Source organism: Microcoleus sp. S28C3 (assembly GCF_036700785.1).
In the GTDB taxonomy this organism is placed as follows: Bacteria; Cyanobacteriota; Cyanobacteriia; order Cyanobacteriales; family Microcoleaceae; genus Microcoleus; species Microcoleus asticus.
In genome coordinates this window covers 25,014-50,237 of record NZ_JAUBPO010000025.1, presented here as the reverse complement: position 1 = coordinate 50,237, position 25,224 = coordinate 25,014, and the positions used below count along the sequence as shown (strand labels likewise).

Annotated in this window: 25 protein-coding genes; 13 read left to right on the top strand and 12 right to left on the bottom strand. The window is 46.2% G+C overall.

The features are described 5' to 3' along the window. The first annotated feature begins 15 nt into the window (after window positions 1-15). On the top strand, window positions 16-1,497 hold the full coding sequence (locus tag QUA13_RS10020) for an ATP-binding protein (protein ID WP_333198185.1): 1,482 nt from the start codon (window positions 16-18) through the stop codon (window positions 1,495-1,497). 189 nt (window positions 1,498-1,686) lie between these two features. On the opposite strand, the gene QUA13_RS10015 is transcribed toward QUA13_RS10020, so the two are convergent. After that, on the bottom strand, window positions 1,687-2,073 hold the full coding sequence (locus tag QUA13_RS10015; protein ID WP_333198184.1) for a hypothetical protein: 387 nt from the start codon (window positions 2,071-2,073) through the stop codon (window positions 1,687-1,689). A 74-nt stretch (window positions 2,074-2,147) separates the two neighbouring features. Further along, complete coding sequence (gene secF, locus QUA13_RS10010; RefSeq protein ID WP_333198183.1) at window positions 2,148-3,116, bottom strand: protein translocase subunit SecF; 969 nt, start codon at window positions 3,114-3,116, stop codon at window positions 2,148-2,150. Window positions 3,117-3,119: 3 nt separating this feature from the next. On the opposite strand from secF, the gene QUA13_RS10005 reads away from it, so the two are divergent. Continuing rightward, on the top strand, window positions 3,120-3,332 hold the full coding sequence (locus QUA13_RS10005) for a hypothetical protein (RefSeq protein ID WP_333198182.1): 213 nt from the start codon (window positions 3,120-3,122) through the stop codon (window positions 3,330-3,332). Here the strand turns inward: QUA13_RS10005 and secD are convergent. The 3 genes from secD to QUA13_RS09990 form a co-directional block, all read right to left on the bottom strand. Then, window positions 3,312-4,709: a protein translocase subunit SecD gene (gene secD, locus QUA13_RS10000; protein WP_333198181.1), complete on the bottom strand. Its 1,398-nt coding sequence runs from the start codon at window positions 4,707-4,709 to the stop codon at window positions 3,312-3,314. The two genes, QUA13_RS10005 and secD, sit on opposite strands and share 21 nt — an antisense overlap. Before the next feature lie 151 nt (window positions 4,710-4,860). Next, window positions 4,861-5,844, bottom strand: coding sequence for an alpha-ketoacid dehydrogenase subunit beta (locus tag QUA13_RS09995; RefSeq protein ID WP_333198180.1), 984 nt, complete (start codon window positions 5,842-5,844; stop codon window positions 4,861-4,863). 151 nt (window positions 5,845-5,995) lie between these two features. Beyond that, window positions 5,996-7,363, bottom strand: a complete 1,368-nt coding sequence (locus tag QUA13_RS09990; protein WP_333198179.1) for an NACHT domain-containing protein — start codon at window positions 7,361-7,363, stop codon at window positions 5,996-5,998. Between the two features lie 245 nt (window positions 7,364-7,608). Between QUA13_RS09990 and QUA13_RS09985 the strand changes: the two genes are divergently transcribed. After that, window positions 7,609-8,448: an SH3 domain-containing protein gene (locus tag QUA13_RS09985; RefSeq protein WP_333198178.1), complete on the top strand. Its 840-nt coding sequence runs from the start codon at window positions 7,609-7,611 to the stop codon at window positions 8,446-8,448. Window positions 8,449-8,519: 71 nt separating this feature from the next. Here the strand turns inward: QUA13_RS09985 and QUA13_RS09980 are convergent, their stop codons facing one another. Both QUA13_RS09980 and purB read right to left on the bottom strand, forming a co-directional pair. Further along, window positions 8,520-9,245, bottom strand: coding sequence for a M15 family metallopeptidase (locus QUA13_RS09980; protein WP_333198177.1), 726 nt, complete (start codon window positions 9,243-9,245; stop codon window positions 8,520-8,522). Window positions 9,246-9,547: 302 nt separating this feature from the next. Then, window positions 9,548-10,843, bottom strand: a complete 1,296-nt coding sequence (purB, locus tag QUA13_RS09975) for an adenylosuccinate lyase (protein ID WP_333198176.1) — start codon at window positions 10,841-10,843, stop codon at window positions 9,548-9,550. 148 nt (window positions 10,844-10,991) lie between these two features. Between purB and QUA13_RS09970 the strand changes: the two genes are divergently transcribed. Both QUA13_RS09970 and QUA13_RS09965 read left to right on the top strand, forming a co-directional pair. Continuing rightward, window positions 10,992-11,240, top strand: coding sequence for a helix-turn-helix transcriptional regulator (locus tag QUA13_RS09970; protein ID WP_333198175.1), 249 nt, complete (start codon window positions 10,992-10,994; stop codon window positions 11,238-11,240). Then, complete coding sequence (locus tag QUA13_RS09965) at window positions 11,237-11,968, top strand: restriction endonuclease (RefSeq protein WP_333198174.1); 732 nt, start codon at window positions 11,237-11,239, stop codon at window positions 11,966-11,968. The genes QUA13_RS09970 and QUA13_RS09965 overlap by 4 nt, the downstream gene beginning before the upstream one ends. On the opposite strand, the gene QUA13_RS09960 is transcribed toward QUA13_RS09965, so the two are convergent. Next, on the bottom strand, window positions 11,952-13,124 hold the full coding sequence (locus QUA13_RS09960) for a DNA cytosine methyltransferase (RefSeq protein WP_333198173.1): 1,173 nt from the start codon (window positions 13,122-13,124) through the stop codon (window positions 11,952-11,954). The genes QUA13_RS09965 and QUA13_RS09960 overlap by 17 nt on opposite strands. Before the next feature lie 253 nt (window positions 13,125-13,377). On the opposite strand from QUA13_RS09960, the gene QUA13_RS09955 reads away from it, so the two are divergent. Together QUA13_RS09955 and QUA13_RS09950 are read left to right on the top strand one after the other, a co-directional pair. Next, window positions 13,378-13,824: an excisionase family DNA-binding protein gene (locus tag QUA13_RS09955; RefSeq protein WP_333198172.1), complete on the top strand. Its 447-nt coding sequence runs from the start codon at window positions 13,378-13,380 to the stop codon at window positions 13,822-13,824. A 19-nt stretch (window positions 13,825-13,843) separates the two neighbouring features. Then, window positions 13,844-14,416 (top strand): PIN domain-containing protein, encoded by a 573-nt coding sequence (locus QUA13_RS09950; protein WP_333198171.1) that lies wholly within the window; start codon window positions 13,844-13,846, stop codon window positions 14,414-14,416. A 129-nt stretch (window positions 14,417-14,545) separates the two neighbouring features. Here the strand turns inward: QUA13_RS09950 and QUA13_RS09945 are convergent, their stop codons facing one another. Both QUA13_RS09945 and QUA13_RS09940 read right to left on the bottom strand, forming a co-directional pair. Next, a complete protein-coding gene (locus QUA13_RS09945; RefSeq protein WP_333198170.1) occupies window positions 14,546-16,075 on the bottom strand; it encodes a YifB family Mg chelatase-like AAA ATPase in 1,530 nt (509 codons plus the stop codon). A gap of 48 nt (window positions 16,076-16,123) precedes the next feature. Continuing rightward, window positions 16,124-16,327 carry a hypothetical protein gene (locus QUA13_RS09940; RefSeq protein ID WP_333198169.1) on the bottom strand — a complete coding sequence of 68 codons (204 nt, stop codon included), beginning with the start codon at window positions 16,325-16,327 and terminating at the stop codon, window positions 16,124-16,126. Window positions 16,328-16,329: 2 nt separating this feature from the next. On the opposite strand from QUA13_RS09940, the gene QUA13_RS09935 reads away from it, so the two are divergent. From QUA13_RS09935 to lnt, 3 genes are all read left to right on the top strand, one after another. After that, window positions 16,330-16,677 carry a histidine triad nucleotide-binding protein gene (locus tag QUA13_RS09935; RefSeq protein WP_172188364.1) on the top strand — a complete coding sequence of 116 codons (348 nt, stop codon included), beginning with the start codon at window positions 16,330-16,332 and terminating at the stop codon, window positions 16,675-16,677. 547 nt (window positions 16,678-17,224) lie between these two features. Further along, window positions 17,225-18,307, top strand: a complete 1,083-nt coding sequence (gene psbA, locus QUA13_RS09930; RefSeq protein ID WP_172188362.1) for a photosystem II q(b) protein — start codon at window positions 17,225-17,227, stop codon at window positions 18,305-18,307. A gap of 189 nt (window positions 18,308-18,496) precedes the next feature. Continuing rightward, window positions 18,497-20,245 carry an apolipoprotein N-acyltransferase gene (gene lnt / locus QUA13_RS09925; protein ID WP_445242699.1) on the top strand — a complete coding sequence of 583 codons (1,749 nt, stop codon included), beginning with the start codon at window positions 18,497-18,499 and terminating at the stop codon, window positions 20,243-20,245. Between the two features lie 52 nt (window positions 20,246-20,297). Here the strand turns inward: lnt and QUA13_RS09920 are convergent, their stop codons facing one another. Next, window positions 20,298-21,203 carry a bestrophin family ion channel gene (locus QUA13_RS09920; RefSeq protein WP_333198168.1) on the bottom strand — a complete coding sequence of 302 codons (906 nt, stop codon included), beginning with the start codon at window positions 21,201-21,203 and terminating at the stop codon, window positions 20,298-20,300. 371 nt (window positions 21,204-21,574) lie between these two features. On the opposite strand from QUA13_RS09920, the gene recJ reads away from it, so the two are divergent. Then, window positions 21,575-23,656 (top strand): single-stranded-DNA-specific exonuclease RecJ, encoded by a 2,082-nt coding sequence (gene recJ / locus QUA13_RS09915; protein ID WP_333198167.1) that lies wholly within the window; start codon window positions 21,575-21,577, stop codon window positions 23,654-23,656. A gap of 121 nt (window positions 23,657-23,777) precedes the next feature. On the opposite strand, the gene psb30 is transcribed toward recJ, so the two are convergent. Continuing rightward, window positions 23,778-23,918: a photosystem II reaction center protein Ycf12/Psb30 gene (gene psb30 / locus QUA13_RS09910; RefSeq protein WP_333198166.1), complete on the bottom strand. Its 141-nt coding sequence runs from the start codon at window positions 23,916-23,918 to the stop codon at window positions 23,778-23,780. Between the two features lie 350 nt (window positions 23,919-24,268). Here psb30 and QUA13_RS09905 point away from each other — a divergent pair, with 350 nt between their 5' ends. Beyond that, entirely contained in the window at window positions 24,269-24,637 is a 369-nt protein-coding gene (locus tag QUA13_RS09905) for a YkgJ family cysteine cluster protein (protein ID WP_172188354.1), read from the top strand. Window positions 24,638-24,809: 172 nt separating this feature from the next. Further along, entirely contained in the window at window positions 24,810-25,133 is a 324-nt protein-coding gene (locus QUA13_RS09900) for a hypothetical protein (RefSeq protein ID WP_333198165.1), read from the top strand. Window positions 25,134-25,224: the final 91 nt, after the last annotated feature.

The window sequence follows — 25,224 nt, the reverse complement described above, 5'->3', positions numbered from 1 at the left end:
CCAAAGGAGGGAGCAGTGTATGAAAATGACGGGTTGAGTCCCCTGAAATCGCCGCTTGGTTTGCGATCGACTCTACAGGAATTAACCCTCTACGACTTTCTCCTAGAGTCTGAGTGTCCGGGGAACGAAGTTGCTAAAATTTTTCAAGCAAACCCTTTAGTTCCCGGCATCATCATCACTAAGCAAGGAAAGTTTACAGGGATGATTTCGCGGCGGCGTTTTTTTGAACACATGAGCCGCCCCTACAGCTTGGAGTTATTTTCTCAACAGCCTTTGTTCATACTCTACCGCTTTACTAAAACTGATATGTTGGTTCTCGATCGCGAAACCTCAATTATGACGGCAGTGCGGCAGTCTTTGGAGCGATCGCCCGAACTAATCCACGAACCAATTGTAGTACAAGTAGAACCCGAAACTTACAAACTTTTAGACGTACATCAACTGCTGCTGTCTCAGTTGCAAATTCACGAGTTGTCAACAGTGGCGATGCGCGAGTCGCAAGCGCAATTGAGACATCAAGCCCAACAGCTCGAACTTGCCCTGCTGGAACTTCAGCGCACTCAAACTCAACTAATTCAAACAGAGAAAATGTCTTCTTTGGGGCAGTTAGTAGCAGGAGTAGCTCACGAAATCAACAACCCGATCGGCTTTATCTACAGCAATTTGCACCACGCTAAAGAGTATACGGAAGGTTTAATGCGGATGCTCGACATCTATCGGCAGCACTGTCCCGAATTGATACCGGAAATTGCAGCGGAAGCAGAAAAAATAGAACTCGATTATTTAGTTGAAGACTTGCCGAAAGTCTTAAATTCTATGCAGCAAGGTGCAGAAAGAGTGCGCGACATCGTTTTGTCGCTTCGGAATTTTTGCAGGTTAGACGAAGCTGAAATGAAGCAGGTCAACATTCACGACGGTATCAACAACACGATTATGCTGTTGCAAAGTCAGCTTAAAGGGAAACCTGGGCTCGAAGCGATCGCAATTCACAAAGAATACAGCGACTTGCCGCTGGTGCATTGCTATCCCGGACAGCTCAATCAGGTATTTATGAATATTTTAGTTAATGCCATTTACGCTCTTGTTGAGTCGAACAAACACGAAAATGTCGATAAAAACAGCCAGAACAAGTCCCTAGGCGAGCAAGAGCAGTCTTGTACAAATAGTCAATCATCACTTTCTAACTCTACCCGCCCGATTCCTGCGATTCGGGTTCGCACGGAGTTAATTGAGAAAAAAAAGGTAATAATTAAGATTTCTGACAACGGCCCGGGGATGACAGAAAATGTTCGGAAGCGGTTGTTTGACCCTTTCTTTACTACTAAGCCAGTCGGCCAAGGAACAGGTTTGGGACTCTCGATTAGCTATGAAATTGTTGTCAACCAACACGGCGGCGAATTGAAGTGCTTTTCGGAACCGGGAAAAGGAGCAGAATTTGCGATCGAGATTCCACTTCAACAGTCTCCCCCAGCACAGATTTTGCCTCGCTTTGCGTGATACAGCAGAAGGAAGTTCGGCAACGAGCAATTTACGGAATTTAAAGGATTTAAAAGAATTACGAGCTACGCAGCGGTGGCCAGAAACCGGGTTTTTCACCCTCATATTTGCTTGCATCCCGTAGATTCGGTAAAAAACCCGGTTTCTTAGGTTGAAGTGCGTCCACGACTGGAGAATAAAGCCTGTCGGCTACCGCGAACCTTTGCAAACCCACTTCCACAAAGGATGACTCGGCCCCTGCTGGCGAATGCGGCGCACTTGTTGTTCCAAACCCTGTTTTTCCCGCTGGGGCAATCCTCGCACCATATTGCGACTTTGCCAAGTTAGCACAGCTAAAGTCATTCCCAAGCACAAACCCAAACCCAGAGTCGGCCAGCGGTGAAAAGATAAACCGTAGCGCACCGCTGCCCAAGTGAAGTGTTCTAACCACAAAGCGATTTCGCGGCGCAAACCCCAAATGCTCAAAGAACCGACGCTAATCCAGAGCAATATCACAGTTAACCAGCGGCCATAAACTGTTAGTTTGTGAAGCCTTTGGACTTCAAGTTGAAAATTTGCGTCGCTTTCATTAGTCATTAGTTATGAGTCATTAATCATTAGTCATTAGTTATGAGTCAGTCAACCGTCAACAGTTAACAGTTAACAGTCACCTAAACTTCCTCTGACTGGCTGATTCCTTCTGCGGGGACGGGGATAGAGTTGCCAGTGCGACTGCGCCACCAAGCTAGCAGCGTGCTGGCAATGAAAATACTGGAATACGCACCAGCAATAAAACCGACAATCAAAGCTAAAGCAAAGTATTTGAGGGTTTCGCCACCAAACAAAAAGATTGAAAACAATGTCAGCAGCGTTGTCATCGTCGTGTTAATTGACCTTCCCAGGGTCTGCATGACCGCATCATCGACAATTTGATCGATCGACTGTCCCGGATTTAGCTTAATTACTTCGCGCACGCGATCGTAAATTACCACTGTATCGTTAACAGAAAAACCGATAATTGTCAAGAGAGCGACCACAAATAAACTGTCAACTTCCACTCCTTGAACTAAACCCAAAAACGAGAAAACACCAAGAGTAACCAACACGTCGTGGAAAAGAGCAACGAAAGCAAAAAAGGCATAATCCAACTGAAACCGGAATGTCAGATAAACCGTAATGCCAGCAAAGGAAAGAAATAAAGCCAACAATCCCGAAGTAAATAATTGTTTACCGAGGGTAGGCCCAACCGTATCAATTTGAGTAGATTGAGGAGCAAAAGTGCCTATCTTTTCGCTCAAAGCTGTTTGTAAATTAGTCCGCTGTTCGACATCCAAAGTTTTCGTGCGCAGCGATAAACCTCGCTGTTCTTTGCCGATAACTTGAATGCTGCTGCCACCTAAACCTTGGGTGTCCAGGACTTCGCGGACAGCAGCAAGATCGATGGGTTTACAATTTTCTGGTTTCGTGCAGTCGAGTTCAAATTGCAGCCGAGTGCCGCCGATAAAGTCCAAACTAGGGCGCAGCGGTGCGCGGATGTCGGGACGAGTCCAAGAAATCGCCATCGACACTATACCTGCGAGGATTATAGCGGCGGAAATACTCCACCAGATCGATCGCTGTTTGATAACACTGAATTTCATAATTTGAAGGAAGAGGGAAGAAGGAAGAAGGAAGAGGGAAGAAGGAAGAAGGAAGAGGGAAGAAGGAAGAAGGAAGAGGGAAGAAGGAAGAGGGAAGAAGGAAGAAAAATTTCTCAATGTAGGGTGCGCATTGCGAACCTTACCTACTGCGCACCTTACCTAGTCTGTCAACAGTCAACAGTCAACAGTCAACAGTTAACTATTAGCAGTTTTTGATAAATCTGGACAGAACCACTGAGGTTTTCGCAGGGCCGGAAAGCCCAACACTACCAAAAGTAGAGTGCGGCTGCAAGTAATAGCAGTAAACATACTCACTACTACGCCCAATGCCAGAGTTACAGCAAACCCTTTAACTAAACCAGCGCCCAACCAGAACAAAGCAGCACAAGCAATAACTGTTGTGACGTTGCCATCTAAAATGCTGGAAAAAGCGCGGTAAAAACCCGATTCGACCGATCGATAAAGCGTTTTCCCCGCCCGCAACTCTTCCCGCGTGCGCTCAAAAATCAGCACGTTAGCATCCACTGCCATCCCGATGCTGAGCACAAAACCAGCAATTCCCGGCAGCGTTAATGTCACTCCCAACAGCACGAAAGCTGCCCAAGTTAACAGAGCATAAATTAACAAAGCAATATTGGCAATTACGCCGGGGAGTCGATAGTAGGCAACCATGAAAATCAAGACTAAAATTAAGCCGCCGATACCTGCGTTAATACTGCTTTGAATGCTGTCTCTACCCAAACTAGCGCCGATCGTGCGGTTTTCTACAATTTCGACCGGCACCGGCAAAGCGCCGCCCCGCAATTGCACTGCCAAATCGTTGGCTTCTTGCGTTGTAAAGTTGCCTTGAATTACGGCACTCCCACCAGTAATTCCTGTTTGGGCAAATTCAACCCCGACGACTGGAGAACTGATCATTCTTTCGTCTAGGAAAATACCGATACTGCGTCCGGTGCCGGCTAAATTTTTAGTGAGTTGGGCAAATAATTCGCCTCCTGGGGTATCGAAAACAAGAGCAACGTTCCAGTTGTTCCCAGCCGACAAGGGTTGAGGTTGAGCGTCTTTGAGGTTTTCGCCACCGAGTCCGCTGCTTTTGAAGAGTTTGGCGATCGCCTCATTGCTTCTTTTCAAAGCAGCCTGATTTTCTTGAATGGCTGCCTCATTTTTGCTAGTTTTTAATTCTGTTTGTTTGAGCAGCAATTCCTGCTGCAACTGTCTCTCAATGGCTAATTGTGTTTCTGTTCCGGGCAGTTGTTCCTTAAATTCTAGCTTGGCCGTGCCTCCCAAAACTCGTTCTGCTTGCTGCGGGTCATTTACTCCGGGCAACTGCACGAGAATTTGGTCTTCTCCTACTGTTTGGACTAATGCTTCGGAAACGCCCAAACCGTTGACGCGGTTTTCGACAATCCGACGCACTGCTTCTAACATTCCCTGGTCAATTTTGGGAATTGTGGGGGTAGTTTTTACTTGAATTGTGAGTTGTGACCCTCCTTGCAAGTCTAATCCCAGCCGCGTCGGAATTGTTACTATTACAGTAATGGCGGCGATGATTAAAACAAAAATTAGGGCTAATATGGAACGTTGTTTTTGCATATTTAATTATTAGTCATTGGTCAGTTGGCAGTTGTCAGTTGGCAGTTGGCGGTTGGCAGATTTTAGTCAACAGTCATCGGTCATCAGTCATCCGTCAACAGTCATCAGTCAACAGTCAACAGTCAACCAATGACTACTGACTAATCACTATTTATACTCGCAAAGCTACCATTTTTTGGACTGCTTCGACAATTTGAGTGGGCTGGACAATTGTCAGTCTTTCCAAATTGCCATTGTAAGGTGTGGGAATATCTTGTGAAGACAGGCGCAAAACCGGTGCGTCGAGTTCGTCAAAAAATCGATCGCTAATCGAAGCAATTAGTTCGGCACCGATGCCTCCTGTTTTCATGCACTCCTCTACAATAATTACTTTGTGAGTTTTGCGAATGGATGCGCCGATGGTCTCCATGTCCAGGGGTTTAAGAGAAATTAGGTCGATTACTTCTGGATCGTAACCTTCTTTTACCAGGGCGGGCACGGCTTGCAAGACGTGGTGCCGCATCCGGGAATATGTCAGGATGGTGACATCTTTGCCCGATCGCACGATTTCTGCTTTGTCCAGCGGCACTAAATATTCTGTTTCTGGCAAATTTTCTTTGAGGTTGTAAAGAAGGACGTGCTCGAAAAACAGAACCGGGTTATCGTCGCGGATGGCTGATTTTAAGAGTCCTTTGGCGTTGTAGGGAGTCGAACAGGCAACTATTTTCAAACCCGGTACTGCTTGGAAATATGCTTCTAGGCGCTGGGAGTGTTCCGCGCCGAGTTGCCGGCCCACGCCGCCTGGCCCGCGAATTACCATTGGCATTTTGAAGTTGCCGCCGGATGTGTAGCGCAGCATTCCGGCGTTGTTGGAAATTTGGTTGAAGGCCAGCAGCAAAAAGCCCATGTTCATGCCTTCGATAATCGGCCGCAGTCCCGTCATTGCTGCGCCTACTGCCATACCCGTAAAGCTATTTTCGGCGATCGGGGTGTCTAGCACTCTAAGTTCGCCATATTTGTTGTAGAGGTCTTTGGTGACTTTATAGGAACCGCCGTATTGACCTACGTCTTCGCCGAGTACGAATACGGCGGAGTCGCGGGCCATTTCTTCGTCTAACGCTTCGCGGAGGGCGTTGAACAATAAGGTTTCTGCCATAGGAGGTGAAGCAATGATTGCAGGAGGGTCAGATTAGAATCTTAACCTTTTGGGGGTGTGGATGAGGAGGCGATCGCAAATTCGGCAATTGAAGCCTGCACGATTGGCAAGACACATATCATGATCATTTAATTTTGTCAAGTTCAGACCTTTAGATTTCCGAAAAATGTTTTTGCAATAAATCGTGAATAAATCGATAACGCCGATCGCCCGTTTTTTGCAGCAACAAGCGATCGGTCGCAGCATCGAGAAAACGCCTGTAATCCCAAGGAATGTAGCCGTTCGACCACAGCACGAGGCGCAAGATAAAACTTTTAATCCCCGGAATTCCCGGCAACAAAGCACTAATTACCGCAGCAACAGCACCCGCAATCAACCCCCAAATCGACCCGGAGACTAGGCTGACAATTAATCCCAAAATCACCCAAATCAGCCCGCCAACCAGCTTAACTCCAAACTGATACTTGCGCCGCTCCTCGCCTGTTTGCAGCCAGCTAGACGGTATGCGATCGAGGTAAAATTCTTGAATTCCTTGCTGTTCCATCCTTCTCGCCAACCACCCCAGCCAGTGGCGAATTTGTTCGGGCCGCAGTTCCTTACCTCTGGGATACTGTTTGACTTGCCCGGTCATTTGGTGGCGAATATAAGCAGTTAACAGATATTTGCGCTGTTCTTCTGCGGAAGTTATGCGCTTCCAAGCTTCAATTAAAATATCGTCGTAAGCCAGAGCCATCATGCTCAAAAGCAAGGGAACTTTTGCCAATTTCAACAACTCCGGCTCCCGCTCAATGCTGTACCAAAGTTCGCGGCTTCTCGCTTCTAGCAGATAGTTTTGGATTTGAGTGTCTGTTAAAGGTTTCAATAAAACCGCTGCTTGCAGGCGAAATCTAGTATCGCAGTTTTTGTAAGCTTCAAAACTGCTGCAAGCTACTAAATGTTTGGGTTTAAATTCGCTTTCAACAAATTGATTGATTGCTTGAATGCAGATATTTTGGCGGTGGGTTTCTACTTCGTCCAAGCCGTCGAGGAGAGGCAGCAATTTTTGTTCGGCGAGCCATTTTTTGCCGACAGCAGGAGAGATGCCGTATTTAAACTGAAGTTGAGCAATTAACCAATCTGCGATCGCCCCGGATTCTGCTTTCCACGATCCGAGTTCAAACAGCACTGGTACTGGCAAACTAGCATCTTTTTGGGCGCGGGAAACTAACACCCGAGCTAATTCTAGCAGCGTCGTAGTTTTGCCTGCACCCGTCGCTCCCAAAATTACCAATTTGCCGCCGGTGCGATCGAAAACTTTAGCAACGCTTGCTTTGGGAGAAAGCCGAAAACTCGGACGGTTGCCCGCTTTCACTTCCACATCCCAACAGCGGTTAACACCAAGAGGCTGCGAGTCTTGGCTGAGGTTAGCCAGCACAGCAGCGTGCAAAGACTGCGATCGTCCTGCTTGGACTTCCTGCTTCACCTCCTCCAACAATCGATCGCGGGGCGGTTGTAATCTCAGAGGAATCAATTTTGACATTTTATGTACCTCGCGCTGAACGCTTACTTTCGTAAATTGGCGCGCAAATAACCCAGAGCAAGATTACCATCAGTATAGGTGTCCAGTATATATTGACTCAAATTATTGCGACAATTATGGCTCTGAAATTTTATCTAAAAATCCTTACCCTGTGGCCCGCACTAGGTATTTCCACTATAAATTAACTGGCGATCGCCCCAACTCCCAAATAAAAATTATCAATATAGATACAGAGAGGGTTTTTTATGTCATTTACGAAAGCTCAAATCATCACGGTAAGCTTAGCAGGACTGGCAACAGCAGTGGGAGTGGCTGCTGCAACTATACAGTCGGGTGCGATGAAAGAATCCAATCCTCCCCTTGCAGAATCCCCGGCATCCACCAGAAACCAGATTGCAGGGGAGACGAACAACCCTGAATCTCGGCAACCAGAACCTCTGCCAGCACAAACCCAAGCCGCAGAATCTCCCCCATCTCAATCTCAACCAGCCAAAACTCCAGCACTTCAATCCTCGCGAGTTGCAGGAGTCTCTCCGCGAAAAGTTGAGCCAGTAGTTGTCACACCGCCAAATTCGGGTTGCAAAATCACTATGGCTGTAGTCAGCGATCCGAATCCACCGCTAAATGTGCGATCGAACCCGCAATTAAGGGGTAGCAACATAGTAGGAAAACTTAAAAATAATACCTTTGTTTCAGTCGCCGAAGAACAAAACGGTTGGCTGCGAATTACCGATCCGCCCGGTTGGATTGCCAAAAACCGCACCGAAAGCAGTTGTTCTAACGTCAACCAGCAGATTAATTTTCTACCGGGAGGAGATGAGGCGATCGTCAAAGGTCGAATCATCGGCGGCGGCAGCCACTCTTACCGGATTCGCGCCAGAAAAGGTCAAACAATGACTGTTATGACTCGCAAAGAGGTTTTCCCGCAAATTATAACTCCTGGTGGCAAACTTTTAGCCGGAGATCCTTATCAAGGCAATGAAACAGAGTGGACTGGAAAAATCCCTGTTACTGGCAATTACACATTACAATTAGACTCTAATTTCCGGGGATACGAATACGAGTTTTCGGTTAAATTGCGATAAATTTCCTGATATTTGTAGGGACACGGCAATGCCGTCCTACCAGAATCAGCCATTTTTAATAAATAGTATAATTAAGGAATCTCGGCAAGTGATATATCAAGAATCGCAAATTTCTGCCAATCTTCAGAATCAAAGTGCCACCATTCTGTTGTGATACCGATAAATCCGTGTTTTTTCATCGCATTCTTAAGCACTTGACGATTTTTCCGAGATTCCGCGCTGCCGCCTTGATAATCTCCGTGAGCTTTTTCGGTAAAATCATCGTAAGGTGTAGGCATTTCTAATTCTTTGCCAGTGCGATCGACTAAAGTCAAATCAATAGCAGCACCGCGATTGTGCCGCGAACCCCTAGCAGGATTAGCAACATAGCGCGGATCTGGCCAAGCTTGCCACATTTGCTTAGTCACAGAAAAAGGTCTGTAGCAATCGTAAACTTTCAAACCCAATCCGATTTTTTCCAAATCTGTTTGAACTAGCCCTAACTTTTGAGCAACAGAACTTCTCAAGGCGCATTTCGATATAGGGTAAAGTTTTCGTTTCAAGAAATTGTTAGTAGTGGCGTATCGGATATCCAGGCGAATGTTGGGATTTACGGTGCGGATGTCAACCAGTCGCGCCGAACTGGGAAGTTGACTCATGAAAATACTTTCAGGTACTACTGGGTTTGATTCGGGTTGGGTAATTTGCACTTGTGGCGGCTCCTGGGCGCGAATAGATGTTGTATAATTCAGTGTGGTTGTAGACAGTAATATTAGAGCGAATACAATTAAATATTTTGTAAATCGGTTTAATTTCATAGCTCTGTTAAGTGGATATTTAATAGAGTTTTTACATTTCATATCTTGGAGAATTTTGGGGCTTTTCGTGTTGTCTGCCAGCCCGCCAGACCGACAGGGGTTGAAACCCCTGTCTCATAGCTAAAGTCCTCTGAAGAGGACTAAAATATTTCTCTAAAAATTTTATCTGGTGAGTCTTTCAGTCGGTTTCAACCGACTTTAGCTATGAGACGGGGGTTTTAACCCCCGGCGGACTGTCGGACAAGCGCGAGAACGCTCGCTCTCTTCTCTCTCTCTGAGTCATTTTTAATTGTTAATTGTCCTCAAATTCCCAAGCGCTGATACACTAAATCTAAGTGCCTCAATTGATACTGCGGATCGAAACAATCATCAATTTCTTTGGTTGTCATCTTAGCTGTTACCCGATCGTCCTTAGCAATTAAATTGTAGAAATTGCCGCCCGGTTTGTTCCAAGCTTCGTGAGCACAAGATTGCACAATTTTGTAGGCGTCTTCGCGACTGGTGCCTTTTTCTACTAAGGCTAACATCACGCGCTGGCTGAAGATGACTCCGCCGTAAAGGTTCATGTTTTGTTTCATGTTTTCGGGATAGACTAGCAGGTGTTTTACTAAGTCTGTGGTTTCTACTAACATGAAGTGAGTTACTGTAGAACTGTCGGGCAAAATCATCCGTTCTACGGAACTGTGAGAGATGTCTCGTTCGTGCCAAAGTGCAACGTTTTCTAAGGCTGCGACGGCGTTGGCGCGGACGATTCTCGCCATCCCTGTGAGTCTTTCCGATCGAATCGGGTTGCGTTTGTGGGGCATGGCGGATGAGCCTTTTTGCCCTTTGGAAAAGAATTCTTCGACTTCGAGAACGTCGGTGCGTTGCAGGTTGCGGATTTCTACTGCAAAACGCTCGATCGATGCTGCTAAGAGTGCTAAGGTTTGGACGTATTCGGCGTGTCGATCGCGCGAAATGACTTGAGTGGATGCACAATCGGGTTCGAGTCCGAGGTTTTGACAGGCGATCGCTTCAATTCGCGGATCGATATTAGCATAGGTTCCGACTGCGCCGGAGATTTTGCCGACTGCAATGGACGATCGCAAATTCACTAATCGGGCGCGGTTGCGAAAGACTTCTGCCAGCCATCCTGCTAGTTTAAAGCCAAAGGTGATGGGTTCGGCGTGAATTCCGTGCGATCGGCCAACCATGACGGTATTGCGATGCTGTTGAGCCTGATAGCGAATAGCTTGACTCAATTCTTCGACACGTTCTAACAAGATATTGACGCTGGCGACTAATTGCAGCGCCAAAGCGGTATCGAGCACATCGGAACTGGTTAAGCCGAGGTGAATGTAGCGGCCGGCATCGCCTACGTATTCGTTGACATTTGTCAAGAAGGCGATCATGTCGTGGCGGACTTCGGCTTCAATTTCGAGGACTCGTTTGGGGTCAAAATTAGCCTTTGCTTTGATTTCTTCGACTGCGGCGGCGGGGATGTAGCCGAGTTCGGCTTGAGCTTCGCAGACAGCGATTTCTACTTGCAGCCAGCTTTTAAGCTTGGCGGTTTCAGTCCAGATGTTGCCCATTTCGGGCAAAGTGTAGCGCTCTATCACGGTGGGAGTTGGGGAATGCGATCGTCCTATTGTACCTCTGCGAGGCCTCCGTCTTCAGTCGCGATGGGGAATTTGGGGCGATCGAAATTTTGAGATATGTGACACATCGTCCGTAGACCGATCGTCCGCAGAGACTGAAAATTGGCAGATGAGTCGATCGAAACAGAAGATTCTGCGTGCTTTAGGTCATCTCGTAAAGCAACGCAGGACAGCGTTGGGAATTTCGCAAGAGGAGCTCGGAATGCGGGCTAATTTAGACCGCACCTATATATCTGGAGTCGAACGCGGAGTCAGAAATCCCTCTATCACTGCACTTACAAGTCTAGCTAGTGGCTTAGGCATCACAGTGTCCAATCTTCTCGAAAATCTAGAAATAGAAGCGGAAAATATAGAGTGAGCAATCAAGATTTAGCAAGCACAATTAAAGCTCAATTAAAACAAGACTCAACCCAATTCAGAGTTTTAAATCTTTTATCCGACCAACAATGGCACTGTCGGGAGTGCGAAGGAAAACAGATAGCATCAGCTCAATATGCTGGCGGTGGCGGAATTCAGGGATTGCAGCGCGGAACAAGGAAGCGCCCCGGTCTGGTTATTGTAACAGAAAAGAGATACTGTCAAACTTGTCAGGCAACACGTTTGGGCGATTTGTGGACAGGAGAAATTAAAGCAGCAAATTCTGCTGCTAACATACCCGCTTCTCTGGTAAAAAGAATTCTCGAAGTTTACTTTTATACAGATGTAATCGAACAGAGAAAACGAGCAGCTCATGAGTTAGTAATTGACCATAGATTCCCAATGGAGCGTTGGGGAGATAATGAGCCACCACACCTGGCATCTATGAGCGAATCTGAAATCAAGGCAAAGTTTCAGTTGCTCAAAAAAGATGCTTCAGGCAATCACAATCTTCTAAAATCTCGAAGTTGCGAACGCTGCATCAAAACAGGGAAAAGAGGTACACCTTTCGGAATCAAGTTTTGGTATGAAAGAGGCGAAGACTGGCCTTCCATACATCAGCGCGGTGCTGAAGCTGAGGAAGGCTGCACAGGATGCGGCTGGTATGATTTTGAAACTTGGCGAAATGCTCTCAATCAAAAACTAGCTGAATCTATTCGGGATGTTTAACAGTAATTAAGCTAAGTTTGTTAAGTGCAATATCAGTCAAGTATGGAATAAGTCCAAAACCGATACACTCTGCTAAGCGGGGCGGCACGGCATTTCCAATTTGCCACATGGCCTTTTTCATTGAACCTTCAAAAATAAATGAATCCGGGAAACTTTGCAATCTAGCCATTTCGCGAGCTGAAATAACGCGATTTAGATAAGGATGAATATGAGTGCCGCCGTGATTTTCTTTAACAGTCATGCTCGGTTTTCCCGGATACTGTCGCTTGAAAGCATCGGCGTAGCTTTCATACAAAGAACCACCAGGTGGAACTTTAGCAAGTCTTTCCATGTACTGAACAGAATGACGAGTCCATTCGTGGTTGATTTCTGGGAGGGGAGTATACTCTGGTAAATCGTAAATTGCTGACTCAATCGCTTTGTATTGTTCGGGCAACAATTGTGGCTTCGGATAGGGGTTTGGCATCCCAAATCTATTGGCAATAAATATGGCTCGCGGGCGGATTTGCGCGACTCCATAGGCGGCTGATTCCAGAACAGCAACGGACATATGGGGATAGCCAATTTCATGAAAAGCTTCGCAAATGGCTTGCTTAACAGCTCCTTTTTGTATAGTCAATATTCCTGGTACGTTTTCCATGACAACATACCAAGGACGTATTTCAGAGACAACGCGGACAAACTCTCTAAATAAGGGATTTCGAGGGTCGTTGGGGTCGCGTTTTCCTGCAACTGAGAAGCCTTGACACGGCGGCCCGCCTACAACAACATGAACTTCTGGCGAACCAATTTCAGCGAGCAACTTTTGGGGATTTAAGTTTTTTATATCGTCGCACAAGTGATGGCAATCTGGAAAGTTTTTTGTATGAGTTGCCGAGGCGATGGGATTAATTTCAACACTTGCTACTGGTCGAAAACCTGCTTGCAATAAACCTTGGGTCATGCCGCCCGCACCGCAAAAAAGATCGATAAATGTATAGTCGGATTTTGGCAGTGACTGAGATTCAACATCAATGAATATTTTGTAGGGGTCGCAGTCATTTGCTTCTAGTTCGCGTTGGATGCGTTCGTAACGCCCTAATTTTGCATTCTTCTGCTTTTTGGCAGGAATTGGTTCTGAGTCATTTGAGAATAAAGACAGTTGTATTGCTTCCATTTTATATTTTTTTACTGCGTTCTATCTGATGTTGCCCACTTGGGGCAGGTGTAGGGATTGATCGCGCTTGGAGTCGGAGAGTGCGATCGTCCTATTGTACATCTGCGAGGCATCCGTCTTGAGTCGGTATGGGGAATTTCGGGCGATCGAACTTTCCGATTTCTGGATTTGAATATTTTGTTTGTTTCGGATATTGCGTTTATGCTGCTAAAAGTGTTATCCTGAAGAAAACAATCAAAAAATATATCTTATTATGTCGAGGCAAAAAGCATCGCCAGAGTCAGTTCTGCTTCCAGAAAAAGAACAAGAATCAATAGCACAATTAGCACAGATACTCAGCCAAGAATCTGCACAACCAAAATTAGTCGCAAGTAATGGAGAAGAGATTCTAATTCCAGAATCAGTCTGCAATATCCTGCGTCAAGCTGTACAAGCAATGGCATCTGATCGGGCTGTTACGATAGTTCGTTACAATCGCGAACTGACGACACAGCAAGCTGCTAATATCCTGAATGTATCGCGACCATTTCTTGTCAAGTTGCTAGATGAAGGAGCAATTCCTTATATCAAAGTAGGTTCCCATCGGCGGATTCGATTTAAAGATTTAATCATTTATAAAGAACATCGCGACCGAAAGCGCCGTAAACTATTAGACCAGCTAATCGAAATGACTGAGGAAGCAGGTTTATACGAGGAATAGGATTAATTAACTTTTTAATATGGCTAAACTTGCTGTTGTACTTGATGCTTGTGTCCTGTTTCCCATGTATTTGCGCGATATTCTGCTTTCCACCGCTGACGAAGGTTTGTATTTACCATATTGGTCGCAGAAAATCCTGAATGAGGCAATGAGCAACCTTGTTAGTGGAGGAAAACTATCGCAGGAAAAAGCCAGGAATCTTGAGGAGGTAATCAAAGAAGCATTTCCCGAAGCAATGGTTACAGTACCTCTAGGTTTAGATGAGTTAATGACAAATGACCCTAAAGACCGTCACGTTCTTGCTGCTGCTGTCACCGCTAAAGCGGATGTCATCGTTACCAGCAATCTCACAGATTTCAAAGAAAAGGATCTAGCTCGTTGGAACATCAAAGCACAGTCGCCTGATGAGTTTCTGACTGAACTATTTGACGACCACCCGGAATCAATGATTAAAATTTTACAGGAACAGTCTAAAAAATACAAAAATCCCCCAAAGAATGTTTTTGAATTACTTGATTTTTTGGGTAAAAAAGCAAGCATCCCACAGTTTGCTGCCACATCTTTGCAGAAGCTCAATGAGATACAAGAATGATACTAAATCCGGTTTAAATACCCGCCTTATTCTTGAGTCGGCTCAGACGGACTTCGTTGGACAAGAAGCAGTTTCAACCGCCGACTCATCAAAGTATCACAATGGAGGATAAACGATCGCACATCCGCCTTATTGCATCCGATCGATCGTCCGATACTGAACCGCCTCCCCCACATGATTCGTTTTCAAGCTTTCATCCCCCGACAAATCAGCAATAGTTCTAGCAACCTTCAAAATTCGATCGCTAGCCCTCGCCGACAGCCCCAACTTCCGAATCGCCATCTCCAATAAATTCCGAGAAGCATCATCCAACTGACACCATGTGTTAATGTGACTGCTTTGCATTTCCGCATTACAGCGCAAGCTAGATTCCGACTGAAAACGGCGAGTTGCGAGCTCTCGCGCCCGCTGCACCCTCACCCGCACCGGTTCCGACTCTTCCCCCGTCGGCTGTCGCGTAATTTCCTCGGGTTTCAAACGATTAACCGCCACTTGCAAATCAATCCGATCCATCAAAGGCCCCGAAAGTTTTGCCCAATATTGCTCCCTCTTTTGCGGCGAACAAGTACACTGTTGGATCGAATCGCCGTAATAACCGCAAGCGCAAGGATTCGTACTCGCAACTAAAGTGAATTGCGCCGGAAACATCACCGATTGTCTAGTCCGAGAAATCGTCACATAACCATCTTCCAGCGGTTGCCGCAAAAACTCCAAAACATCTCTTTTAAACTCAGTTAATTCATCCAAAAAAAGAATGCCTCGGTGTGCTAAAGAAATTTCACCCGGACGCGGAAAACTGCCGCCACCTACCAAAGAAGGTCCCGATGCCGAATGGTGAGGACTGCGAAAAGGCCGATCGCCCACCAAGCTTCCCTTATCCTTCAACAACCCAGCCACCGAATGAATTTGAGTCACATCCAAAGCTTCCTCAAAAGTCAGCGGCGGCAAAATACCCGGCAAACGCCTCGCCAACATCGTCTTACCGCTCCCTGGCGGCCCCACAAAAATTAAATTGTGCCCCCCCGCCGCCGCAATTTCCAAAGCCCGCCGCGCGTGAATTTGCCCCTTTACATCCTTTAAATCTAAACCCGAAAACCGCGTTTTTGCTAACTCTTTTCGACCGTTTACTTCTACAGGCGAATAAACTTCAGGATTGTTCAAAAAATCAGTAACTGCAAAAATATTCTCAAAACCATAAACAGATATTCCCTGCACCAAAGCCGCTTCCTGCGCGTTACCAGCCGGTACAACCAACCCCGAAATACCCATTTTTTGAGCAGCAGCCGCGATCGGCAAAACCCCAGCCACAGGCCGCAAACTCCCATCTAAAGAAAGTTCCCCTAAAAACAAATAATCTCCCAAAAGTTCAGCGCTGACTTGTTCCGATGCTGCCAAAATGCCAATGGCGATCGGCAAATCAAAACTCGGCCCCTCCTTCCGCAAATCCGCCGGAGTCAAATTAATCACAATACTCCGCATCGGAAAAGCATATCCCGAATTTTTCAGCGTAGCCCTAACCCTTTCCTTAGCTTCTTGCACGGCAGAATCTGGTAATCCCACAACCACAATTTTCGGTAGCCCCCCTGACACATCAGCCTCAACACCAACCTTTACCGCGTCAATTCCTACGATCGATGCACTCCAAACCCTAGCAAGCATTTTTCTTTATCCTTAATTTGCCTGTCCTTGATTCATCATCTATTATGATTAACAATGACTAATGAATATCGGAAGAGGTAAGAAAAACTTTTCTTGCCTCTTCCTTTTCTCTTCTTCCTTCTCTCCTGCTGCGTCTTCCCTCTTCCCGACATCCGTTACATCCGTTACATCCGTTACATCCGTTACATCCGTTACATCCGTTACATCCGTTACAGAATCCGTTGCCGAACTTCCTTCTTCCTTCGTTAACACCCATGACAACTCAAGAAACGCTTTTCAGCAAAATCATCCGCAAAGAGATTCCAGCAGACATCGTTTATGAGGACGACTTGGCCCTCGCGTTCAGAGATATCCATCCGCAAGCGCCCGTCCACATCCTCGTGATTCCCAAACAGCCTATTGCCAAATTAGCCGATGCCGAGTCGGAAGATCATGCTCTCATGGGACACCTGCTGCTGACTGTCAAACGGGTAGCAGAACAACTTGGACTTAGCAACGGCTATCGCGTCGTCATTAATAGCGGCAGCGACGGCGGCCAAACTGTAGACCACCTGCACCTTCACATTCTCGGCGGGCGGCAGATGAAATGGCCCCCAGGCTAAAGGCTAAGTTTTACGCAGAACTTACGGACTCATCCTCAGAAACCCGGTTGATTTCTATTGCCCAGCGCTTCAGAAACCGGGTTTCTTTTTCGTCAATAAACCCGGTTGATTGCAGATTATTGAGAATGCAGCCCGATCGCACTAGAAACCCGGTTTTTACTATTCTCCCGATAAAAATTTACGCTCACCGCATCCACCAGCGATATGTGAATAAATATTAAAAATAATCTCTTCAATACCTAATTAAGATATCTTTAAATAGACAGAGGATTGCTCTGAACAAAAATAAATTTTCACACTCCTGAACCCACCTAAATATAATATATTCAGTTCTTCAGTCCGCTATATTTAACCCGTTCGGCGTGTAATATTACTTTGTAAAAAACCACACAAATTTACTCAAACTTAAGCTTTTGTAAATGTTTGTAAAATATTTAAATAGTAACCACTAATCCCTTGGCAAACTTTAGTGAATGATGTTACTAATATAAGCGTGGGGCATCCCCACAACGAACCTTGAAAATTCAATTAAGCAATCATAAACCAAATGACAACAACCTTACAGCGTCGTGAAAACGCCAACGTTTGGGAACGTTACTGCGAGTGGGTAACTAGCACGGATAACCGCATTTATGTGGGTTGGTTCGGGACTCTGATGATTCCTACTCTGCTGACAGCCACCATTTGCTACATCATCGCCTTCATCGCTGCTCCTCCAGTGGACATCGACGGCATCCGCGAACCAGTTTCAGGTTCATTGATGTACGGCAACAACATTATTACTGGTGCTGTTGTTCCTTCCTCGAATGCGATCGGGCTTCACTTCTACCCAATCTGGGAAGCAGCTTCCCTCGATGAGTGGCTGTACAACGGCGGCCCTTACCAGCTCGTAGTTTTCCACTTCCTCATCGGCATCTTCTGCTACATGGGCCGTCAGTGGGAACTGAGCTACCGCTTAGGAATGCGTCCTTGGATTTGCGTAGCCTACTCTGCACCTGTGGCGTCTGCTACCGCAGTATTCTTGATTTATCCGATCGGACAAGGCAGCTTTTCTGACGGTATGCCCTTGGGTATCTCCGGCACATTCAACTTCATGATCGTGTTCCAAGCCGAGCACAACATCCTGATGCACCCGTTCCATATGTTGGGAGTAGCTGGTGTCTTCGGCGGTGCTCTGTTCTCCGCCATGCACGGTTCCTTGGTAACATCTTCTTTGGTTCGCGAGACAACCGAAACCGAATCGCAAAACAACGGTTACAAATTCGGTCAAGAAGAAGAAACCTACAACATCGTTGCAGCCCACGGCTACTTCGGTCGGTTAATCTTCCAATACGCGAGCTTTAACAACAGTCGTTCTTTGCACTTCTTGTTAGGTGCATGGCCAGTTGTCGGTATCTGGTTGACCGCTTTGGGTATTTCCACGATGGCCTTCAACCTCAACGGTTTCAACTTCAACCAATCGGTTATCGACTCGCAAGGTCGCGTCATCAACACTTGGGCTGATGTGATCAACCGCGCTAACTTGGGTATGGAAGTAATGCACGAGCGCAACGCTCACAACTTCCCCCTCGACTTGGCCGCCGGTGAAGTCACCCCAGTAGCAATGGTTGCTCCTTCCATCAACGGCTAAATTTAGCTTTTGATTTAACAAAAAGCGCTCCTAGAAATAGGGGCGCTTTTTGTTTTGGCAAGTAGAATTTGAGAGATTTTTTTCGGTTAAATGGGTTAAATCCGTTAAATCCCATACACTGCGCCTTGCCGAACTTCCCGATCGATCTGATATATTGATTAAGAATTATTATTTTTGGCAATCATCAAAGTGGCGATATTTAACAGGCCCAAATTGGAAAAACTCGCGGTTCATAAATCTAAAATATTAGCCTGGGCGATCGCACTTTTTAGCGGCATTTTGATGGCACTGACAACCGCACCAGTAAATGCTTGGCTATTCGCTTGGGTAGCATTAGCTCCCCTGTGGGTTTTGGTTGTCAGTTATCAAAAGCCAAAAATACAAGAACAAAAACAAAAATTTCTCTTTCTTCCTTCTTTCCTCAAAATCCATCCGTTACAGAATCCGTTGCCGAACTTCCTTTTTCCTTTACTCTGGGGAATTGGCTATCACGGATTAGCTTTATCTTGGATTATGGGAATTCACCCGATGACTTGGTTGGGAGTTCCTTGGTGGCCGAGTTTGGCGATCGCACTTTTTTGCTGGGCATTCATCACCCTCTGGGGAGCAGCATTAGTCGCCGTTTGGGCGTGGCTATTTGTAATTTTCAACTCCCTCAGTTTACCAGTAAAAAATTCAATTCTTATTCTTAACTCCCCCCCTTTACAAGGGGGGACTGGGGGGGGTAAAGCTCAATTTTCAGCCTTAACTCGCGTTTTAATTGGCACAGCTTTGTGGTGTGCCTTAGAAAGTATTTGGAGTACAGGTTCGCTGTGGTGGACATCTCTATCATATACGCAAAGCCCGCACAATTTAGCAATATTGCACCTCGGTCAACTCTCCGGGCCCAGCGCAGTAACAGCCGCTATTGTAGCAGTAAATGGCTTAATCGCAGAAGCTTTTATTGAAGGAAGAAGGAAGAAGGAAGAAGGAAGAAGGAAGAATTGGATTGCTTATATTTTGCCTGCGAGTCTGTGTTTAGTTTTGCATATTGCAGGATGGAGTTTATACAACCGCCCTTTGGATCGAGAAGCTGCAACCGCTTTAAAAATTGGAATTATTCAAGGCAATATTCCTAACGAGATTAAGTTTGACTCAGGGGGCTGGCGGCGCGCTTTGGAAGGTTACACCACTGGATACAAACAGTTAGCAGACAGAAAAGTGGATGCTGTGTTAATTCCAGAGACAGCTTTGCCTTTTATCTGGACAAACGAGTATCAACGTTCTACTCTTTCGTTTTATCAAGCTATTCTCGAACGCGGTGTGGTGGCTTGGGTGGGAGGATTCGGACAGCAAGAAAATAGTATCACTAACAGCTTATTGGCGATCGATCGCACGGGAGAAATTATCGGTCGCTACGATAAACTAAAGCTAGTGCCTTTAGGCGAATATATCCCTTTTTACGAAATCTTAGGCGGGATTATTAATCGGCTTTCTCCCTTAGATGCTCATTTAGTACCCGGCAATTCTAAACAATTGTTTGATACCCCCTTTGGCCGCGCCATTGTCGGAATTTGTTACGATTCTGCCTTTGCGGAAAATTTCCGATATCAGGCAGCGAATGGAGGCGAATTTATGCTCACCGCTTCCAACAATGCCCATTACAAACCGCCGATGCTGGCTCAGCACCATGCTCTCGATGTAATGCGGGCAATTGAAACAGATAGATGGGCAGTTATCGCAACTAATACGGGTTACTCTGCTTTTGTAAATCCTCGCGGCGAGACTATTTGGAAGTCGGGAATTAATACTTATGAAGTCCGAGATGCTACTATTTATCGGCGGCAAACTCGGACTTTGTACGTGCGGTGGGGAGATTGGCTGACGCCTGTATTGTTAGTATTGGCTGGATTAATGCGGTTTATTGTTAAAAATCAACCCGTAGGTTATAGATTTTAGATTTTATATACCAATCTAAAATCTAAAATCTAAAATCTAAAATGGAATGACTCTACTTATCTTTCACGCGATCGTGAATGCTAGGACATAAAGAAATTAAATCGTCGATATTGCGCTGCATGGTAGCACAAATGCTGTCCAAAGGCAAATCATTGGTATCGTGCTCGAAGGGATTTTCTATTTCAATGCCGATTTCTTCGATGCCGAACAAAGTAAAACTAATTAAAGCTACAACTGGGCCGGTTCCCCAAGCCAAATCGTTCACCATTTGAAAGGGCAGTGCCAAACAGTAAAGCAACAATAGTTGTTTCAGGTGAATCGCGTAAGCCAAAGGGATAGGCGTCTTCAAAATCCGCTCGCAGCCGCCTAATACATCAATCATAGAGTTTATCAACTCCTTCATACCAGTTAACTGATAGACATCGAGGCAATTGCGTTCGTACTGCTCGTGCAAGTAATCCTCAATCCAAAAGGCAATTTCTAGCGGGGGATTGTTCATCGATTTGAGATTTTGGTACTGCGCTGGGGACATTAACGGCTCTAATTCTGAATTTACTGATTCTTGCCGCAAGTGCAGTTTCATCGCCACTGCAAAGGCAGGTAACAGGCGCAGGGCTGACTTTTTTAGTTCGATATCCTGCGGGTCTTTTTCCTCAATTGCTACCCAGATTTGGCGCGCCAAATTGCGGACGTTGTTGATTAAAGTACCCCAAAATTTTCGACCTTCCCAAAATCTGTCGTAGGCTGTATTGGTCCGAAAAACTAACAGTAGACCCAGCACAATACTGGGTACAATACTCGACAAAGTCGGCATGGAAACGGGCAAGTTAAAAAAGTGCAGCAGGGAAATAAAAACTCCAAAGCCACCGCACAGCAAAACGCGGGGCAAAATTGACGGAATGACAGATACCCGAACCTGTAATGCAATTTTAAACCAAGGCGGTCGATCGCCACTCATGCAAGTCTCCTGATTAAATTAGCACTCAGCGCCCTAGCGCGGGCGGCGAAAATGCCTGGTAAACTTAGTTCTGCGGCTGCCGCCAGTCGATTGGATATTCGAGATTTTAGATTGACTCCACAGATAAATCTGGCTGGTTTGAACTTTTGTCTAAAATTTTTTGGTCTCCACGACTGCTATCGGGGGCTTGTATCCCTATTTGGGTGGGGTGAGGTATTCCGAAAAAAGCTTTCCTAGAAACAACCTTTGGATTTTACCCAAAAAACTCATATTTAGCCTCAATCTAAAATCTAAAATCTAAAATCTAAAATTGATGGACTGAGGCACTTAATTCGGTAAGATTAATTATGTATCTTTAAACCTCAGCTTCCGTGCAAGAGCTACCGACATCTGTGCCCCCGCATTTTCACCGATTGCCAAACCAACGGTGGCAAATTTATTCGCCTCAAACACAGCAAGCCGAACAGTTTGCCGCCGAAATCGGTTTGTCGCCCTTGCTGGCACAGGTGCTGATTAACCGCGGTATCGATTCTGTTAAAGAAGTGCAAGGGTTTATCGAACCGGAATCTCTGGTTTTACCCGCGCCAATGGATGAGTTTCCCGATTTGGCTGCGAGTGTCAAATTGTTGCGGGAGGCGATTTCGGGAGGGCAAAAAATTGCGATTTGCGGCGATTACGATGCTGACGGGATGACGAGCACGGCTTTGTTGCTACGCGCTCTGAGGCTGCTGGCGGCGAATGTGGATTATGCTATTCCCAGCCGGATGCGAGAAGGTTATGGGATTAACGATCGCATTGTAGAAGAATTTCACTCGGAAGGTGTCGCTCTCATTCTCACTGTTGACAACGGAATTGCAGCCTACGGCCCGGTTGCCAGAGCGCGAGAACTGGGTGTCAAAGTTATTATTACAGACCACCACGATTTGCCGCCAAAACTGCCGCCTGCCGATGCTATTCTCAACCCGAAATTAATTGCGGAATCTTCACCTTATCGCGGTTTGGCTGGCGTAGGCGTTGCTTATGTTTTGGCGATTACTTTGGCCCAGGATATGCAGAAAGTTGGGGGGTTGGTGAATCCGCTGCTGGAGTTATTTACGTTGGGAACTATTGCGGATTTAGCGCCTTTGACAGGAGTTAATCGGCGCTGGGTGAAGCGTGGTTTGCGGTTGTTGCCTCACTCGCAATTGGCGGGTATTCAGGCTTTGATTCAGGTGGCGGGAGTGCAGCCGGGAAGTGCGGAAAGTCCCTCAATTCTCAACTCAAAAACTCAAACTCAAAATTCGTTAAAGCCTGAAGATATTGGTTTTAGGCTCGGCCCCCGGATCAATGCTGTGGGGCGGCTGGCTGACCCTCAAATTGTGATAGAGTTGCTGACTACGGACGATCGCGAATTGGCTCTCAAAAACGCGATGCAGTGCGAACAAATCAATCAGCGCAGGCAGGAGTTGTGCCAGGAAATTGAGCAGGAAGCCATTGCTTGGTGCGAGAATAGTGCAATCGACTTGCAGCAAGAACGAGTTTTAGTTGTCGTGCAGCCCGGTTGGCACCACGGAGTGATCGGGATTGTAGCTTCTCGGTTGGTGGAACGCTACGGCGTACCTGTGTTTATCGGTACTTTTGAGGATGAGGCTGTAGGGGCGGTGGCGCATAAAATTGTCCGGGGTTCGGCGAGGGGAATTCCTGAGTTTAATGTATTTGACGGGCTGAATTTTTGCGCGGATTTATTAACTAAATTTGGCGGACACAAAGCGGCTGGCGGTTTTTCTATGTCGGCTGACAACCTCGAACAATTCCGCAATCAACTGTCAATTTTTGCCAATCAATGTTTGCAGCCGGAACACCTAAAACCGCTGGTTTCAGTTGACGTGCGAGCGGATTTGGCTGAGATTAATCTCGACCTTTACCGACAAATTGATGCTCTGGAACCTTGCGGGATTGAAAATAAGGCTCCTGTATTTTGGACGCCTAATGTTTGCATAACTGAACAGAAAATTGTTGGTAAAGGAGGTCACGTTAAACTAACTGCAACTCAAGATGGAAATGTATCGGCTAGTGTGAAGGCGATTGCTTGGCGTTGGGGCGAATATTTTCCTTTGCCTCGGCGGGTCGATCTTGCTTACCGATTGCGGGAAAATAGTTTTAATGGCAAGACATCGGTTGAGTTAGAATTGTTGGGTGTCCGGCTGCCCGCAAATGCTGCTAGTTCTAGGCCGCCGATGTTCGGAAAAGTGGAGTTTGATTATTGCGATCGCACTTATTCTTGCAGTCTGTCTCCCGCCGGATCGATCGAGGAATTGAGAATTCGCAACTCTCAAGGGCAAGTTTTGGCTGTTGCACCCGGACAAAACATCGGTTTGTTAGGCAACTCCCGCAAAGATGCTAGAGAAGTCGATGTATCTCTACCTTTTTTTGAGAATTTGATTCAAACTGCTAAACACGCCCTCGGTATTTGATAACTCGCTATTTGATAACCAAGCTCGTGCAGCAGGGAAAATTGGCGATCGAGCGTTTTGAATTTTGAATAATTTAAAACTCCAAACTCCCAACTCTCGATCGCCCCGAAGCGTGCTAAAATTACAAGTCGCCGCCTTTAGCTGCCAGCAGAAAAATCACGATCGGGCCAGAAAGCACGACTGCTGCGAGTAAAGCTACCTGAATAATGAGTTGGTAGTTTATACCGCCCAGGCCGCTGAAAAGATCGGTTATAAAGTCCATGTGTCCTCCTGACTGTAGTGAGTAAGTCTAGATTGTTGAATTAGAAAATCCGCTTCTGATTTTACCGGGCTATCGTCCCTATTTTTTAAGGAACTTTACAAAATTCAACAAAATGTAAACTAAGATCGACCTCCCAGTCACAGGGAACCGGGGACTTGATGCCCCTTCCCGGAAAGCGATCCGAATCTAAAATCTCAAATCTCAAATCGCACCGCCCCTTCGGGATAGCCGCCTCCGGCGCTGGCAATTGATATACTTGAAGAGCCTTAATCTCCTAAAGTTTGGCATTTTCCACATTATGCTCCCAATCTAAAATCTAAAATCTAAAATCTAAAATCTAAAATAGAACTATGGCTACTTGGCGTTGCGTAAAGCAGTGCGGTGCTTGTTGTTACCTCGACCCAACAGAACGCCCTGACTTAGACGAGTATTTATCTGAAGACGAATTAGCGCTCTACTTGAGCTTAGTTGGAGACGACGGTTGGTGTATCAATTTTGACAAAGCAACCCGAGAATGCGGAATTTATGCCGATCGACCGCGCTTTTGTCGGGTAGACTCAGAGGTGTTTGAGGAAATGTACGGCGTTGAGCCGGCTGAATTGAACGATTTCGCGATCGACTGCTGCTTGGAACACATTGAAGACCTGTATGGCGATCGATCTTTGGAAATGATCCGCTTTAACTCTGAAGTTGGAATCCTCGCCTTACCTGACAACTAACCGGATTGATGCCCCTTTGGGCTTTTGTCCCTCCGGCTCCTTTTCCCGATCGGCATCTCAATTTTTTAATCAAAAGTATAAAATCTAAAATCGAACGATCGTCTGCCGGTTTCTCACCGGGAGAGTGTCAAAATAAACAAATCAAAGAAATATCGCGCAGTTGAGTTGAGCCATGAGCAATCGAGAGGGTTTTACAGGGGGATTTATTGCCGGAGCTGCCGTTGGCGGCTTGGTGGGTGCAGTTTTGGGCACGGTGCTGTCGCGGCGCGCTGCGGAAACTTTGCTGAGTGACCCTTCAGAAGCAAAGACAAGAAAGATCCGCCAGAGGAAAGCCAGTCAACTCGAAGCCGACAGCATGGAAGTAGCAAGGCTGAGTTTAGAAGATAAAATTGCCCAGCTAAATCAGGCAATAGATGACGTGCGGCTGCAACTCGGCGACGTAAACGGGAACGCGCAGACCCACAACAGCGAGGGTTCGATCGCCCAAGACTCCTGAATCCATTTAAAATTTTAGATTAGTCTGGCAGATCGATGCGGGCGATCGGCAAACTGTCGCACATTTCTCTCTTCATCTTTCCAGCTAAAAG